A 16877-nucleotide genomic window follows, 5' to 3' on the forward strand; every position below is an offset into this window, starting at 1 on the left:
CATGTCAAAATTGGGAGCCGGCGCGGCTACGGATAAATACGACTACAGGAAACCAAGTGAACTCCCCCCCCAAATTACAATTCATAGATGCATTTGCGGGTTGCGGCGGACTGTCTCTCGGGTTGATAACTGCCGGCTGCAAAGGTGTGTTCGCGATCGAGAAGAGTCCCCTTGCCTTTGCCACTCTAAAGCATAATTTGATCAAAAATGACGACTTTAGTTTCGCCTGGCCCAAGTGGCTTCCAGCTCAGGCAATGACGTGCGAGGATTTGATCACGACTTACGCGAATGAGGTTGGGAAACTGGGCGGCCAGGTCGACTTGATCGTTGGAGGCCCGCCCTGCCAGGGGTTCTCTACCGCAGGGAAACGCAATCCCGCTGACCCCCGCAATAAAATGACTGAGCAATACCTTGCGCTGGTTGGTCTCGTACGGCCTCGCTTTATCGTCATTGAAAACGTGGCCGGCTTCAATATGAAATTCGAAAATGAGCAAGGTGCCGAACTGCTCATGGGCAATACAAAGAAACAATCATACGCCGAGTACATCGCTACGCGCCTTAAGGAACAAGGGTACGAGGTTTCCGCCGGCCTTGTAAACTGCGCGGATTTCGGCGTACCGCAGAACCGCCAACGCTTCCTAATGATCTGCGAACGCAACGACCAGCAATCAGAAATGCCTGACCTCTTTGCCATGCTGAAGGCAGGTCGCACGAAATTCCTAAAAGAACGTGGATTGGCAATCGACAAGCCGATCAGCACGCGGGAAGCAATTTCTGACTTGGAAATTAGCGGACGTGAACTTGTCCCGTGCCTTGACTCTGCAGCCTCTGGATTCAAAGAAGCTGTTTATGACCAGCCAACTAAACCGACGAAATTTCAAGCGTTGATGCGCAAGGCTACTCCTGATATTGTTCCCAATAGTCGTCGCCTCCCGCGACACAAACCTGACACCGTCAAGTATTTCAAGCTCGTCCAGTCGTTGTGCCGGCCAGGCTTCTGCTTGTCCATCGAGGAAAGAAAGAAAGCGGGTACGCGCAAGCACTCGACGACAGTACTTCACCCAGACTTGCCCGCCCCGACAGTTACGACACTACCGGACGACATAGTTCACTACAGTGAGCCGAGGATATTGACTGTGCGTGAGAGCGCACGCCTCCAATCGTTTCCTGATTGGTTTGCGTTTCAGGAGAAATACACGACAGGTGGCAAGCAGCGGAAGCAAGAATGTCCCCGGTATACTCAGGTTGGGAACGCTGTTCCACCGTTACTGTCCGAGGCAATTGGCGAGATGCTGCTTGCTCGACTAACGTTACTAAACGAAAGTAAGAAGAAGAAGTCGGTTGGCGGCAAGAATGAAAATCCCAGCGCTGCAATAGACAGCTAACTACTCGTCTGGGGCAGCCACGTATCGACGGAGATTTCCCCTAATATTTGATTCTATCGGTTGAAAAGCCCGAAGCTCTGTACAGGTCCTCGGGCTTTTTAATCTCGACGCAGAAAAAGGAAATGATGAAGCGTCTAATTTACAGGACTGATAAGGAACAACGCTGTTTCCACCTACTGGAAACGTAAGAATACTTGCAGCATCGCACGGAAGTCTTGATGGCAAGCGGCGCTGACGAGCCATTGTTACTATTCAATCAGAGCGGAGCGGCGGTGAGTGCACTGATGTTATAGGAGCTAATCGGAACTGCCAGGCTGAACGCTGTAGACCTCGAAACCTAGTTGCATACCCTGCCGGCGCATATTGCCGATCATCCTGTTAATCGAGTCGTAACATCTGGTGCGTTTGCCGGACAAACCTAAACATCCATTGCACGCTAAGCTAGATATTGACGCAACGGGCCGCTCCGGAGCGAGCGCAAGATGAAAGTAATCAGTGCGATTATTTAGAAAATATAAGCAAGCTGGTCGTTGTCGCTATTATTCTTCAGCTTGACGAGCCAGTTTTCGTGACTAGACTGATAGATCGAATACAGGATATTGACTGAGGCGGCACTATCCCAGCAGGACTGGAACGATGAGGCGCGCACCAATTACAGTCGATGATATTTGTCGATGGAAGAATCAAGGCTTGGGACTTGGCCAGGGCGCAGCCTACAAGCCCTGGATTGATGTTCGATGCTTTTCGTCCAAGGGACGCATGAGCCGTCCTCCAGGCGTGACAACTGGCCGAGTTCATCATTTATTTTCCGATAACGAAAGCTACTTTTTTCTGATGGCAGATTACGCCATTCCGATCGTCGATATTCGCGAGCAATTTCCGTTGTTCCCTGAAACGCGTACTCAAGCAATAGCGTCAGCTCTAGGAATTCGGTATCCCAAGTATCCTCAAAGCGCGACTCCCATTGTGATGACGACTGATTTTCTCCTTACTGTTGTCAGCTCTTCCGGTGCGCGTTCATACGTTGCATGGAGCATCAAGAGTCCAGAGGAGTTGCGCGGCAAAAATCGACGAAGCGTGCTGGCTAAGCTAGAGCTTGAAAGGCGGTACTGGTTTGAGCGGGGCGTTCCGTGGAGGCTATTTACCGCCAATGAGTTCGATCAGACCGTGATCGACAATCTCGACTGGCTTAGCTATCTAACCGTCGAGGACGATACGGACGACACTGTGATTGCCCGGATGTTGCCAAAATTTCTAGCCCGTTTCGCCATTTTGTCATCGAAAGGATTGATTCTTAAAGAACTCTTGCATGCATGCGCTGAGAGCCTTGGAGCGGACACGCCTCAGAAACTGACAAGCAAAATATTTCGTTACAGCGTCTGGCATCATTTGATTGAACTGGATCTTCGCGTGCCGGTTGGATTGCAGAGGGTTCCTTCGGTCGTTTCGGTAAAAACGGTCTCGGCGGTGAGAGTGCAATGATGGAACTACTTCAGCCAGTTGAGGTCTTTGAGCAAGTGCCCGAAGGTGCTCCGACGGGCTTCACCTGTCCGCAACGGGTGCTTTGGGTCGCACCTCAAGAAGACCTCCTGATTGTTATTGGTGTGGAGAAAAATCTGAAAAAGCCGATGACCTATTCCCTTCACGAAATCATGGAACTTCTTGAAAAAGGGATGTTGCATCGGACTGAGATCAAACTCAGGCCGTATGTGTTTCAAGCTGAAGAATCAATCTTGCGCAGGAGTTTGGATATCCGAGATCATGCATGGAAAATCATAGCGCCACTTGTTTGCGATGAGCACATCCCAGACATCTACCTGCCGCGGACTCGGGGAATATTAGTTGCAAGACGTGCTGCGCAACTGGGGCTGCATCGAAAGCAGGTATATCGCCCTTTGTATCGATATTGGGCTCACGGAAGTTGCATCGATGCGCTGATCGGCTGCTACGACCTGAGCGGTGGCGCGGGAACGGTCCAGCAACCTCAGACGCGAAAGCGTGGCCGCCTGCCCGACAGGGTCAAATTCAATAACCATGACATGTCGCTCCTTGGCCCATCGACTGCCGACGTACGCAAGAAGATCGAGGCGGGTATTGCTGAGTTTCTCAAGCCTGGCGTGACGAAGAAAAAAGCATGGGAGGATACTAAGAAAAAATATTTCAAGAAGGGAGATATCGTCCAAGGAAAATTGTTGATTCCAGTACAGCCGGAAGCGCATGAAGCTCCCTCGCTGTTTCAGTTTTGTAACGTCGTCAAAGCACTGGACTGGGACCTTTCGTTGACCCGAAAAAACATCAGCACGTCAACGTGGTACCTGAAGCATCGCGGCGTCTTGGGCACTTCTCGACACCGTGTATTTGGACCAGCGGCCCGGTTCGAGATCGATGCAACAATTGTGGACGTCTATCTGGTGTCGGTGTTCAATCGGGCATGGATTATTGGACGCCCAGTTCTGTATGTCGTCATCGATACATTTTCCCGGATGGTGGTTGGATTTTATCTTGGGCTGGAGGGACCCAGCTGGGAGGGTGCTCGGCTGGCGTTGTTTAATGCATTTTCAGATAAGGTTGAGTTTTGCCGCCAGTTCGGCCTCGACATTAGTGGCCAACTGTGGCCTTGTCATCATCTGCCGCACAAGGTTCTTGGTGACAATGGAGAAATGAAGTCCAAAGCTTCGGATAACCTGCCCAAGAGTTTGGGGATCACCGTTCAGAATGCGGCAGTCCGGAGGGCAGACTGGAAATCCAACGTTGAGCAACAGTTCAACCTTGTGAATAATCATACGATCTATTTTGAACCAGGTGCGCTCAACCCACGGCTTGATGACGTTCAAAGGCGGCACTGTCTCCTTGACGCGTGCCTGACAATCCCTGACCTAACGCAAATACTGATTCGTCGCCTGATCAAGTACAACCTTTCGTCCTATCAAGCGCATGCTTTACCTCAGGAAATGCTCGGTGCAAATGTGACGGACGCGACTCCCCTGTCTGTCTGGAACTGGGGAATGGAGAACCTGACGGGTAGTGGCAATGCTATCGAGAAGCAGAGAGTATGGACGAAGCTTTTACCCAGCGCTATGGCATCCATACGCCGCGATGGCATCTATTTTCAAGGCCGGCATTACGTCAGCGAGCGTGCGTTGCGCGAGGAATGGTTTGCGCGATCAAGAACTCGGGGGAAAGTTGTTCCAATCGAGATTCGCTTTGTTCCTTACTCGCCTGGATACATATGGATTCTCAATGAACAGTCGCGTGAGTGGGAACCGTGTGAGTTGTTGGATCGGGATGAACAATATCGTTTAGCGCGTGTCGAAGAAATGCTTGATCGCGCAAAGTTACTGGGTATGGAGGCCGATCGCAAGGTATCTGAAGTAGGTCAGGCCTTTGCGGCGTTCGATGCGCAGTGCGATGCCATTACCAAGTCTGCGAAGAACGCGGCAGCCAATGCTAAGCGTGGTCTGACCAAGACCGAGAAGACCGCGAACATTGACGATAATCGAGCTTTTGAAAAAATTGCCGAGCGCGTGGAACATGCCCGCGAGGCGGCACAATCGTATTGCAGTGAGGCCGCACGTAGCAATGTGATCCCGCTACGACAAGACATGCTGAAGCATAATCCGCTCGATGACGTGTGGGACTTGTCGTGAGGTTAAAGGTTCGCATAGGCTAAAGCGCTTTGCCTACTGCTGGAGATAGCAATGAGCTCAAATAGTTTTTCGCCATCGTATATCGATCAGAATATTGCAGAATACCGGGACAACCCTCTCATTGAGGCGCTTCCTCCGATTCTGAGCGAAAAGGCTGCGGCGAAAGCAATGTTGCTGCGGCCGTCTTTTCAGCCGGAGGAACGCAATCTACCAACTGAAGAGCGCTGGCACCTCTTGGCACGTCTTAAACATGTCGTCGTGCCCCGGATGATTTTTTACGACGTAGAGCGCACCATCTCGCGTTTGATTCGCTCTGCATATGTCGTTCGCAGTCCCCTTGCAGCGGGAACGTGGCGCACAGTGTATGCCGCGCAAGATTCGGCCCAGTTGATGAAAATAGATCCACAGCTCATCTCGTCTGAGTCCCAGATGTTGATGGTTGGTTTGAGCGGTTCAGGGAAGACAACCTGTGCCGACGCTATCCTGCGCACCTACCCGCAGCAGGTCATTCATCACAGCGTCTGGCACGGCCGGCAAGTGCCTATCACTCAACTGGTCTGGTTGAAAGTTACTTGTCCGAAAAATGGCTCAATATCGAGCTTCTGCCGGGAATTCGCGCGCCAGGTCGACTTGGCATTAAAGACGGATGGCAAGTATGAAAAACTGTTCTCCAAATCAAAGCTGACAGAAGACATGCTTGAGGGTTCAATGCGCCAGATCGCCGCAACCCACTTTCTGGGTATTCTTATCATTGACGAAATACAGCGTCTCAGCCTTGCCAAGACTGGTGGCACGGCGCCGTTATTGCACTTCTTCCAGGACCTTCGGACCATGTTGCGTGTACCGGTGGTGGAAATTGGAACCAATAAGGCAGCGAAACTGTTTACCGCTGAGATGAAGGACGGTCGGCGTGCGTCCGAAAGCGGGCTCATCCAATTCGAACGTCCTTCAAAACGCGTCAAGGAATGGGATGACTTTGTGCGTCGCATATGGACGTATCAGTGGATTCGCAATCCGCAAGAACCAGATGAAAAAATGCTCGACACAGTCTTCGATTTGAGTCAAAGCATTCCCGATTTTATCGTTTTGTTGTTTAAGCTAGCCCAGCAACGGGCCATGCTCGATGGTACCGAATCGCTGACGCCCGCGCTTTTGCGTCACACATACGACGAGAGCCTTACCTTGCTGCATCCACCGATTAACGCTCTTCGTGAAAACACAGTGAAGTCACTATCTCAGTATGAGGATTTGCTTCCGGTGGAAGAGGCCTTGCTTAAATTGCTGGAGCTGCCAAAACATATCACTGTTGTAGACGACTATATGGAAAAACTATTCCCTACGGCGATCCCATCGAATAGCCAGACAATGCCCCCTGTTGGCGGCGTTGGTGATACGGTGACAGTAGATGCTAACGATGATGGGCAGCCAGTTGCACCTGCTATTACGGTGCAGCCGCCTGATTACGTCGATATGCGGTCGGTTGCTAACGCAGATGACCCATATCAGGAACTGGTGGATAAGGAGGTGATTAGCAATGACCTGCTCAATTTTGAGAGCCGCGCGCGATAACTGTGATCCAGCGTTCATTGCGCTTCCTAAAATGCCAGGAGTGCCCGGCGCGACTGCCGTACCCGAGGAGAGCGTTTTCGGGATCGCCTCCAGATACCACGTGCTTACCGGACACCAGGCCGCTGGAGCCACATTGATTGAACTATTGGGTAAACGAAACGTAAGCTTGAATACTGCGTTTCCGAGCGGCTTGCAGGTGATGTGCCGACGTCTTGCGCTCCCAGGCGATTCAATCCAGGATCTCATCGAGCATCATACGATTCTTCCCTATTTCCGGTCATTCACCCAGACGCTGCATTACCGTCAAATTACACAGAAAGTTGCTGATGGTTTTGCCGGAAATGCCAAGATTTCGTTGGGGCTTCTGGCCAGCCGGGTTGGTGCACAGGACATACTTCGTTACTGCCCTGCGTGTGTGGAGGCGGACCTGGAAACAATCGGCGTAGCGACATGGTACCGCGTCCACCAGTTGCCCGGAGTGCTCATTTGTCCTTACCATGGGGAGCTACTGAACGAGAGCTTCTGCTTGGCCCAGAGGCTCATGCGTCAGCAATTATTTCTGCCGGCCCTGGGTGGGCATGGATTTGCCCGTTGCTGTATTGGCGCAGCAGGTGTTGCGGCGATCCGTAGCCTTCAGTTGGTGGCAGGGCTCAGCGCACAAATTCTTTCACTTGACGACAGGCCTTTCAATGCTATTGAGCTGCGAAATGAATATGCTGCTCGGTTGGTTGATCGAGGCCTCGCCTCATCACCGTCGAGAATGCGCCGGGCGGAGTTAAGTAGGGAATTTGCTGCGTTCTGGAGCAGTTTGAAGGATATATCGCCGTTTTCTAACCTTCTGGCCGGCTGCGACCAAGACGAGTCCTGGCTAGTGGGGCTTTGCAGAAAACCAAGGTGTACTCATCATCCTTTGAAACATATACTTTTGATCGGTTTCCTCGCCAAGGACGCAGCCTCATTCTTCGGAACATCTATGCGACGGCCGCCTATTCTTGCCGGTACTTTGCGCATGAAAAAAACTGAGCTGAGCGATTGTAAAATTGTGGAACTGCTTGAGCATGGTACCTCGGTGAGGCAGGTAGCCAGCGTGTTGAACTGGTCTACGAATACACTACTCGTGAAAGCGGAAAAAGCAGGTGCACTGATAAAGCGTAGACCAAAGAAAATTGATGCCGGTCTTCGCGTACAGGTTCGACGCATGTTGGCAACAGGTGAGTCGATTACTGGAATCATGCATGCCGCGAATCTTTCGGCAGCCTCTGTCCATCGCCTGTTGGGTGGTGATCGAGCAACGCATCAGGAACGCGTGGTTCAATTGCGCAGACACCGACAACAGCAGGCAAGGGAAAGCGTAAATGCGGTGCTGATGGAGAACCCTGCTGCTAGCTTCAATGCGGTACGGGCAAGCGTTCCAGCGGATTTCTCTTGGCTGTATCGCAATGACCACGAATGGCTTGAGGATCGCTTGCAACCACACGCAAGAGCTAGGCCCAATAAAAAAAACCTCATTGATTGGCTGGAACGCGATCTGTGCACGAGCAGGCAGGTTGAGGAGGTTGCTGCTGAAATTTTGCATGCGCCAGGCAAGCCTATACGAGTGACGCGCAATGAAATTGGCCGGCGCACAGCCCAACCCTCTTGGCTCGATAAGCACTTGACTAAACTACCATCAACGAAAGCTGTTTTGCACGCCGTCATCGAATCACCAGAGGCGTTCCGGGACCGACGACTTCGGTGGTGGTCACGTGAACTAGCAACTCGTAGTCCGTATGAGCCTGTGGCAGATTGGAAAATTGCTCGCGCTGCTGGTGTGCGCCACCTTCAGGATGGCGAACGGTGTTTGTAAAAACCGCGCCCGGCGGAAAAAAATAGTCGCTCAGGACACGGCCCTTGCCAGTTTCGATCGATACCATACCTCGCTAAAGTCGCCATGATCGTTCCTTCAGTAAGCACCGTGGACGCGTCGAGGGTCTGAAAAAAATTGTAGAGCTCTATTGAGCGATGGTATTCCACCCCAGATGCCGCCTTGATGACACTTGGCGACGCTTGTCTGTGATGAAGGATAGCCCACACCATGCGGCGTGCATAAAAATGCCAATTCGATTCAAGACACTCTTTCATCATTCGGCAGGTTGACGGATGGTTCGTAGCTTCGCCGCCTGGGCGCCATTCGATAGCCCGCTCCAGCCGGTTTCGGCTAACTCGGCTTGGCTTCTCGATTGAGGCATATAACCGTTGCGCTGCTTCGTCGACTCTTTTCGCGCGCTCTTCGTCTTTTGGATGAGGGGTCAATGCGGTTTTTTGGGGAGCGGTTTGACGAGGTTTAAGCTTTGCGAGACGGCTTTTTAGTTGAACTATTGCATCTGGATTGAGCTTGGTCAGCAGCTTCATTTTTCCATAATTGGTGCGCCATAATATTTCGAGTGAACATTCTGGCGTACCTTGAGCTGCGCGTAGCATTTCCCGCATCAATTCTTGCGTTCGTTTGGCATGCGTTTGCTCGGGCGGTTGGGATGTGTTTGCACGCCGACCTGTTTTTGAGCGAATCTTCTCATGAATGACATTGTCGCCCAACAACCCGGCACGAATTTGCATAGCGTTCTGAGCAAAAGACTCTGCATCACGAAATAGGAAATGAGCGACAAGAAGGTGGCGGCTTAATGGAACTTCGGTGACATATCTTTCATTGATTAGATTAAACCAGCCTGTGAGGCGCTTCTTTTTATAAGCAGAGTCGATGCTGGAGAGGAAAATCGCGCCGTAGAATTTTTCAATTTCTTCGAAAAGTCGCGCCCGATGAATATTCTCGCCCCGAGTGTAGCCCAGTTCGTGTGCGCGCTTCTTATAGCATGTGATGAGCATAATCGGTTGAAGCGGACCGATGCTTAAGTCCAGAAGACGAGCTGTAAATCTGGCATACGACAGCGCAACAGCATCATCCGTTTTTTCTTCAGCGGACGCGAAATCAATCAAATATCGACTGCATCTGCAAGGTTTCCACAAGCTGAGTACCAGTTCCTTTTGTCGGTTGAACGGGCATTCGCAATAGGGGCATTTATAAATCAACTCTACCGCGTGCTTTGCGCAAACGCCCACTCCCGGCACTTGGTGAGACAGATGGATGAACGGCACCCCGAAGCGTCGAATGTCTTCATGTACGCATTGCAAGCAAAGTCGCGTCTTGTCACCCACGTTTCGCTTTGGCGCCAACACTGGATCTCGTTGAGCTTGTCGCGGCCGTTGCGGCAAATTATCCGGATTGGCAACAGCCATTTTTCCCTTGCGTGGAGATTGCTTGAATTCCAGAGCGGTGAATGTTTCAAACAACGGAAATAGCGTCTTGGTCTGAAGAAAGTGTTTAGTATTGATTACTACGTTCCCTTCGATCATGTTGGCGAGGATGGAAATATGAGAAGGAATGCTAGTATTGAGGTTGAACGGCATGCATTGAAATAGCTCTCGATAGGTTTCCGTCGTAGTTCGGTTTGCGCTTGTGATGTGATAACGGCCGATTTCTGAAATTAAAACCTCGTCTGGAAGATATGGGGCACACAGGCATGCGTGCTTTATTGATGAGGAAGGAGGCCCGTAGGACTCGCCAGATACCTCGCTGGCCGGTTTGTGGACAGTCGTGGAGGGCAATACCTCGCGGTGAGAGGCTTGTGTCATAGTTTACAGTCGAGTCAAACCACCCGTGGTATGGACTACATCAGTACACTTTAGGAAGTCTTGCTCGATCTAGCAAGCGCGGCAACCGTGTGACAAACACAATTTACGTCAAAGTTTTTTGCGAGCGTCAGATAAGCTCAATGTGACAAACATTGCCTATCGGCTATAGGTTGTAAGTACTTGATTTTACAAGGCGGCGTGTGACACACTCAATATTGATTATTCAAGGTGGTTCGGGATGTCGACCCGCTCCACCGTAGCCTGCTTATAGGCATGCTTGCCAGGTTGTTTGCAGACCAGCCCTAGCTCTCCCATCAAACGACTGACTTTCAGGCGGCCAATTGCCATGCCTTCCTCGCGCATCATGGACATGATGCTGCGGCTTCCCGTCGAACTGCGACTCTCGACAAACAGCTCGTGCACGCGGCTACGCAATGCCATGCGCTCAACATCAATGCCCGGCGCGCTCCCGATGCGCATACAGGCATGACCACGCTACGTCGAACACCGCGCAGATCAACTCGATTGATTCGTCACCACAAATCTGATCGATTACCTCGTACGTTCTATCCCTTCCGACATCAAGAGCACGGTAGCTTTTTTAAATTGACTTCTCCCGCTCGAGACGCTCAATGCGCTTCGAGTTCCTGTATTCGCTGCTGATCAGGCGTCATTGCCTTACTCTGTGACGTGATGCCTTGCCGCTCCAACTGAAGCTGCTGCACCCAGCGGCGCAGCACTGATTCGCCGATGCCGACCGACCGGCTTGCCTCTATGTGGCTATCCTTGATCCAGCGCCAGGCATGCCGCCTACTGTTTGAAATCAGGGGAAAACGTACGTCTCTGCTTGCTCATCAAACACCTCTCCATGGCGAGCATTCTCGCCTAAATCAGTGTCCGGGTACATTAAACCACTACAGTTTTTCGGGACTCGTATCTGACCCCATGTCGCGCGCGCCTTCTAAATTTCCACGGAAATAGTAACCATCTCAATAGAATCAACTTCGCTCGTATACTCAAAATGGTAACGATATTCACCAATAAAATACACGTCCCATGGTTTCACCGGTCTACCGAGAATCCCATAATCTGCACTAGGGTCTCTAAATTCTATCGGATTCCCTAGTCTCGAACGAACAGTGGCACGGGAATCGCTGAACTTGAAGTCCCCCAAAAACGCTCCCGTAAATGGCTGATAATCTGAATCCGTGTCTTTTGCATAGAGAAAAACTGTGCGTGCCTGTCCAGCTTCGTTCAATACGAAGCAGATTCCTTTAGTGCGGACCTCCAGATATCGCAAATCTTCGTCATCCAGCTCGTCCTCATCATCCAGGACGTACTGTCCATGATAAATCTCAACCAGCTCAGCAACTGACTTGCCGAGCATCTCAGAAATTTTCATATTACTTCCCTTTTCGGACTTTTCGGCCCCCTCGGACCGTTCGGTCCCTTCGGTAATCCCCCTATTTTTAGATCGTGCTAAAAGTAGAGGTCAAGCGGCCAAGGCAAGCTTCTGTTTTGGCGTGATGCCGCCAAGTGCCATGTTGGGCCGGTCGTGATTGTAAGTCCACTGCCAGCGGGTTGCGAAATCCTGGATCTCATCGAGCGTTTCAAACAGGTGATGGGCCAACCAATCGTAGCGCACCGTGCGGTTATAGCGCTCGACATAAGCATTCTGCTGCGGCTGGCCAGGTTGGATGAAGTCGATGCGAATGCCGCGTTTGGCGGCCCAGGCCAGCGTCACGGCGCTGATGTACTCGGGGCCGTTATCGCAGCGAATGACCTGGGGTTTGCCATGCCATTCGATGATCCTGTCGAGGGAGCGGATGACGCGTTCGGACGGCAAGGAGAAATCGACCTCGATGCCGAGTCCCTCACGGTTGTAGTCGTCGATCACATTGAACAAGCGGATGCTACGGCCATCAGCCAACTGGTCATGCATGAAGTCCATCGACCAGGTGTCGTTGATCTGTGCAGGCACGGCCAGCGGCAGCGGCTTTTCCCGCACCAGCCGATGGCGTGGCTTGATCCCCAAGTTCAGTTCCGGCTCGCGATAGATACGATATACGCGCCTGTGATTCCATTTAAAACCCTTCACGTTGCGCAAATACAAGAAGCACAGGCCGAAGCCCCAGTTGCGCTGGTTATTGGTCAGGCGTACCAGCCAGTCAGCCACGACAGCGTTTTCCGCGTCGAGCCTGGCGCGATAGCGATAGCGGGTCTGGCTGATACCGAACGCCTGGCAGGCCAGTCCGATTGTGGCTGAACGCTGGGCCACGGCCCATTGCGCTATCTCCCGCCTGAGAAGCCGCTACCATTTTTTTGTCAGGGCCTCCGCGACGATCTCGGCTTTCAAGCGCTCCTCGGCATACATCTTCTTCAGACGCCGGTTTTCGTCCTCCAGTTCCTTCATACGGGCCATCAGCGAGGCGTCCATGCCGCCGAACTTGGAGCGCCATTTGTAGAACGTGGCGTTGCTGGCGTCGTGCTCGCGGCACAGCTCAGGGACTGGTTCATTTGGTGGGGGGATTACCGCCGGCCTCGTATTTCAGGGGAATGGGACCAGCTGGCTTTGGCACATTCAAGTGGCTTTGTTGCATAATTAAACTGAGTGCGTATCTGTGCGTACCTACAACATTGAGTATTTTCATGAATTGGCTATGTCCGCGATGTGGCGGTTGCGGCCGAAAGCAGAAGTCCTGTGGAGTTTTAGAAAGCAAAAAAGCCGGAACAGCAGTTCCGGCCTTTTGTTTGCTGCTGACAGCGATCACGACGCTTTGATCACGCCCGAGATGGATAACTGCAACGGGCGCTGTCAGGCCGGTAATAGAAAAAAAGCAGCATCTCTGTAGCCTTTTTTCGAGCATTGATTAGTGATTCTGCCAGTATTCAGCCAGACTCTCCCAGCCGGCTTCTTCTTCAATATCCATGCTCGATTCACCAGCATGGTCAGGGCATTCACCAGCATGGTTAAGCGTTTGAGCACGGTACACGCTCGCGTCGTCGCAGTAGCGGCAAGTGCCGTACGCATCCTCTCGGTCGACACAGTGCATACATACCCAGCCGTCCACGTTGCCGCGCCTGCCGCTGGTAATAGGCACGACGGCGCCCAGTCGATATCCGCAGCACTCGCATGGCGGCGTCAGCCCGGTTTTTATAAGCCGGCCAATTGCGGGAAGAGGCAGCTTTTGGAGTAGGTCGGGACGCAGCTTCCTGACCTTTTCACCCAGCTTCGTTAGATCTGGTGTCAGACTCAACACCATTTCAGGATCGTTCAGGTCATACTCGCGACTATCGATAAGGGCTTTTTTAGAGCCGTATCCCATGTAGGCTGCTGTTAGCTCATTGGCATGCGACGGGGCGAGCTTCTTCCCCATCTTTTCCAAGGTATCCTGGACGTGGGTTGCGGCGGAAGAGATCAGGTCTTTATTTGTGGTCATGGTGCGCTCCAATTGTGCACTTACAAGCCGTCCGATAAATCGGACTGGGATGAGCGATTACACAACGCCTGCAGCGCAAGATTGGTAACGCCGGTTGACCCGGCAGAATTGGTGTCGTACTTAATGCCACGCGGCGGCGGCATACTGATCACGGTCGCTCACAACCAGGGCTCAGCAGGCCCGACCACGAATTTCGTCATGGATGCCACAACAGTAATGGAAACCGGAGGGCCTGTCAAACGAATGCCGCCAGTTTCAAATCACACTAGCGCCATCGCACCGAGCGGATCGATACATTCCGCTGCCGGCTCGTCAGGCTGGAGTGTGGCGAGTGACTGTACAGCGAATTTTAGGATTTCAACGAAATTAGGGAGTTACACCATATTTGCTGTGCAGCTAATATGGTGTATGTGGATGATGTTGATATTTCTTTATTGTAATATTTTACTAGTTCGCTCCAGAGTGCTACTGGCTTCTTGGCACAACATGAAGAGGTAGATGTGTAATTTGGTGATCGCCGTCCAAATGCACGGCTGGCGCGTTAGCCTACACAAATTTGTCAAACTTTATTATTGTAAAAAACTTGAAGAATCAAACCCGATGGTGAGTCTTGTTAAACTTTATTATCAAGCAAATCGCTCATAAATTTCGTAGGTCATTGATTTTTAATGGGCCATTGGTCAGACTTTGTTAATTGTCGACAGGCCATCAAGCATCAACGCCACCTTCGGGTGGCGTTTTCTTTTAGTCTGGAAAAACCATGCGGGTGTCTTTTTTCTGCCGCCGCCGCACCCAGTGTGCGAGAATGCCGATCCCCCTTCGATGGTGCGCATGATGACCAAACTCGCCGCAATCGTGACTGGAATGACACTCGTGCTGGCCGCTTGCAAGCCCGCAGCCACCGCGCCTGCGCATGACATTCCTGCGGCCATGCGCGAGACCGCGACCACCCTGCTGCAATCGACATTGCTGCATGCGACCTCGATTGCTGTCGTGTATCGCGGCCAGGAATTCATACTGCATCAAGGCGAGCTGGAGACGGGCAAAGCCAATGCGCCGAACGATACGACGCTGTATGAAATCGGCTCGGTCAGCAAAACGTTTGCCGGCCTGCTGCTGGCGAGCGCCGTGCTCGATGGGAAGGCGGCGCTCGACGATCCCATACAAAAATATCTGCCGACCGCGTACCCGAACCTGCAGTCGCAGGGNTACGACGCTGTATGAAATCGGCTCGGTCAGCAAAACGTTTGCCGGCCTGCTGCTGGCGAGCGCCGTGCTCGATGGGAAGGCGGCGCTCGACGATCCCATACAAAAATATCTGCCGACCGCGTACCCGAACCTGCAGTCGCAGGGGCAGCCCGTGCGACTGCGCCATTTGATCACGCACACCAGCACCATGCCGGGCATGCTGCCATTGCAGGTGAACACCATATTGCAGGATTTCACGGCACACGCCACGCCGGCCAAGCTCAATGGCGCCTATGCCCACTACGGACAACGGCAATTCTGGCAGGACTTGCACACCGTCAGCATCAATGGTCCGCTCGGCAAGGACTACGCCTATTCCAGCGCCGGCACCGAACTCATTGCGCACACGCTGGAAACAATCTACGGCATGCCCTATGACGTGCTGCTCACGCAATTTCTCGCGCGCGCGGCCGGCATGCACGATACCCGGCTGAGAATCAGCGCCGAGGATAGCGGCCGGCTGGCGCCCGGCTACCACAGCGACAATCCCGTCGTCACCACGCCGATGCCGCAACTGCCTTGGGGGGCGGCGGGCAACCTGAAGTCGACCATGCCGGACATGACCAAGTACCTGCGCCTGCAATTGAGCGCCCATCCTGCTGTTGTCGAATCGCACCAGCCGCTGGTCCGCTTTCAGGACGACTTCAGCATCGGTTATTTCTGGAACATCGGCAGCAATCGCCAGCTGGGCACGCATTATGTGCACCATGGCGGCGTGCCCCGTGCGCAAAGCTACGCCTACGTCGTTCCCAAATATCAGCTTGGCGTCTTCATCATCACGAACCAGAGCGGCGACGCGACGGCCGGCGCCATGGAAAGCGCGCTGGCGCATATTTTTGACACCGTGGAAGCCTTGGAACGCGCGAAATAAGATCCTCGGCGCTCTGTGCAGGTATGTGCTTCGCACTGGCTTCCAGCGAATAGGCGTGCGTGACGCCGCTGGCGGGCCAAGGGGCTTGTCTTAGCTTTCTTGCGCAATGACAGGCTGGCGCGCCAGTGCGATGAAGGCGCGCACGTAATCGATGGCGGTGTCCGTCTCGCGTGCACCCAGGAAGATCTGCTTGGCGATGCCGCGTGCGCCCAGCCGCACGGGCACCACGTCCATCTTGGCCGCGTATTCCTCGACCAGCCAGCGCGGCAGGGCGGCCACGCCGCGGCCGCTGGCCACCATCTGCAGCATGATATCGGTCGTTTCGATGGCCTTGTGGCGCTTGGGCGTGACACCGGCCGGCAAGAGGAATTGATTGTAAATATCCAGGCGCTCGATGTCGACGGGGTAGCTGATCAGCACTTCCTGCGTCAGTTGCCGGGGCTGCACATACGCCGCTGAAGCGAGTGCATGGCCCTTGGCCACGACGAGCACCTGTTCGTAGTCGAACACGGGTTCGAATGTCAGCCCCGGCTTGTACAGCGGGTCGGGTGTGACCAGCAGGTCGATTTCGTAGCCGAACAGCGCGCCGATGCCGCCGAACTGGAACTTCTGCTTGACGTCCACATCCACGTCCGGCCATGCGGTCAGATACGGGGAAACGATTTTGAGCAGCCACTGGTAGCAAGGGTGGCATTCCATGCCGATGCGCAACGCACCGCGCTCGCCCTGCGCGAACTGGCCCAGGCGCTCTTCGGCCAGGTCCAGTTGCGGCAGCACCCGGTTCGCCACCGCCAGCAGATACTGGCCGGCTTGCGTCAGGCGCAGGTTGCGCCCTTCGCGCAGCCAGACGTCGGTGCCCAGTTGCTGCTCCAGCTTCTTCATGCTGTGGCTCAGGGCCGACTGGGTCAGGTGCAGCACGCCTGCGGCGGCCGTCAACGACCCTTGTTTCTCGACTTGCTGGACGATGCTGAGGTGGATGCGTTCAAGCATTGGAATGAGCCATATTCATGGATGTATGAAATATGACCATTATACTTCATCGATTCCT

At 53.1% G+C, this 16877-nt stretch carries 11 protein-coding genes and 2 pseudogenes; 7 read left to right on the top strand and 6 right to left on the bottom strand.

Features of this window, described 5'->3' with window-relative positions; genetic code table 11:
• Positions 1–56: 56 nt before the first annotated feature.
• The 5 genes from CBW66_RS06315 (at position 57) to CBW66_RS06335 (ending at position 8447) form a co-directional block, all read left to right on the top strand.
• Positions 57–1385, top strand: coding sequence for a DNA cytosine methyltransferase (locus tag CBW66_RS06315; protein WP_086137355.1), 1329 nt, complete (start codon positions 57–59; stop codon positions 1383–1385).
• Between the two features lie 636 nt (positions 1386–2021).
• On the top strand, positions 2022–2867 hold the full coding sequence (locus tag CBW66_RS06320) for a TnsA endonuclease N-terminal domain-containing protein (protein WP_086137356.1): 846 nt from the start codon (positions 2022–2024) through the stop codon (positions 2865–2867).
• The gene (locus tag CBW66_RS06325; RefSeq protein WP_086137357.1) at positions 2864–5032 is read left to right on the top strand and encodes a Mu transposase C-terminal domain-containing protein; all 2169 of its coding nucleotides are present in this window, start codon (positions 2864–2866) and stop codon (positions 5030–5032) included. The genes CBW66_RS06320 and CBW66_RS06325 overlap by 4 nt, the downstream gene beginning before the upstream one ends.
• A gap of 51 nt (positions 5033–5083) precedes the next feature.
• A complete protein-coding gene (locus CBW66_RS06330) occupies positions 5084–6601 on the top strand; it encodes an ATP-binding protein (RefSeq protein ID WP_086137358.1) in 1518 nt (505 codons plus the stop codon).
• Entirely contained in the window at positions 6567–8447 is a 1881-nt protein-coding gene (locus CBW66_RS06335) for a TnsD family Tn7-like transposition protein (RefSeq protein WP_086137359.1), read from the top strand. The genes CBW66_RS06330 and CBW66_RS06335 overlap by 35 nt, the downstream gene beginning before the upstream one ends.
• Here CBW66_RS06335 and CBW66_RS06340 read toward each other — a convergent pair.
• From CBW66_RS06340 to CBW66_RS06365, 5 genes and pseudogenes are all read right to left on the bottom strand, one after another.
• Positions 8423–10270: a TnsD family Tn7-like transposition protein gene (locus CBW66_RS06340; RefSeq protein WP_086137360.1), complete on the bottom strand. Its 1848-nt coding sequence runs from the start codon at positions 10268–10270 to the stop codon at positions 8423–8425. The genes CBW66_RS06335 and CBW66_RS06340 overlap by 25 nt on opposite strands.
• 225 nt (positions 10271–10495) lie before the next feature.
• A pseudogene (locus tag CBW66_RS29345) lies at positions 10496–11071 on the bottom strand (IS3 family transposase); the annotation flags it as partial.
• 160 nt (positions 11072–11231) lie between these two features.
• On the bottom strand, positions 11232–11672 hold the full coding sequence (locus CBW66_RS06355; RefSeq protein ID WP_139841587.1) for a hypothetical protein: 441 nt from the start codon (positions 11670–11672) through the stop codon (positions 11232–11234).
• Positions 11673–11762: 90 nt separating this feature from the next.
• Positions 11763–12782 (bottom strand): annotated as a pseudogene (locus tag CBW66_RS06360) (IS3 family transposase); the annotation flags it as partial.
• Between the two features lie 358 nt (positions 12783–13140).
• Positions 13141–13710: a hypothetical protein gene (locus CBW66_RS06365; protein ID WP_086137363.1), complete on the bottom strand. Its 570-nt coding sequence runs from the start codon at positions 13708–13710 to the stop codon at positions 13141–13143.
• 687 nt (positions 13711–14397) lie between these two features.
• Here CBW66_RS06365 and CBW66_RS06370 point away from each other — a divergent pair.
• Both CBW66_RS06370 and CBW66_RS06375 read left to right on the top strand, forming a co-directional pair.
• The gene (locus tag CBW66_RS06370; RefSeq protein WP_216356460.1) at positions 14398–14934 is read left to right on the top strand and encodes a serine hydrolase; all 537 of its coding nucleotides are present in this window, start codon (positions 14398–14400) and stop codon (positions 14932–14934) included.
• Positions 14846–15829, top strand: coding sequence for a serine hydrolase (locus CBW66_RS06375; protein ID WP_086153614.1), 984 nt, complete (start codon positions 14846–14848; stop codon positions 15827–15829). Before CBW66_RS06370 ends, CBW66_RS06375 begins: the two co-directional genes overlap by 89 nt.
• Before the next feature lie 90 nt (positions 15830–15919).
• Here CBW66_RS06375 and CBW66_RS06380 read toward each other — a convergent pair whose 3' ends face one another.
• Positions 15920–16819, bottom strand: a complete 900-nt coding sequence (locus CBW66_RS06380; protein ID WP_086137365.1) for a LysR family transcriptional regulator — start codon at positions 16817–16819, stop codon at positions 15920–15922.
• Between the last annotated feature and the right edge of the window lie 58 nt (positions 16820–16877).

It is taken from the genome of Janthinobacterium sp. GW456P (assembly GCF_002127655.1).
In the GTDB taxonomy this organism is placed as follows: domain Bacteria; phylum Pseudomonadota; class Gammaproteobacteria; order Burkholderiales; family Burkholderiaceae_D; genus Janthinobacterium.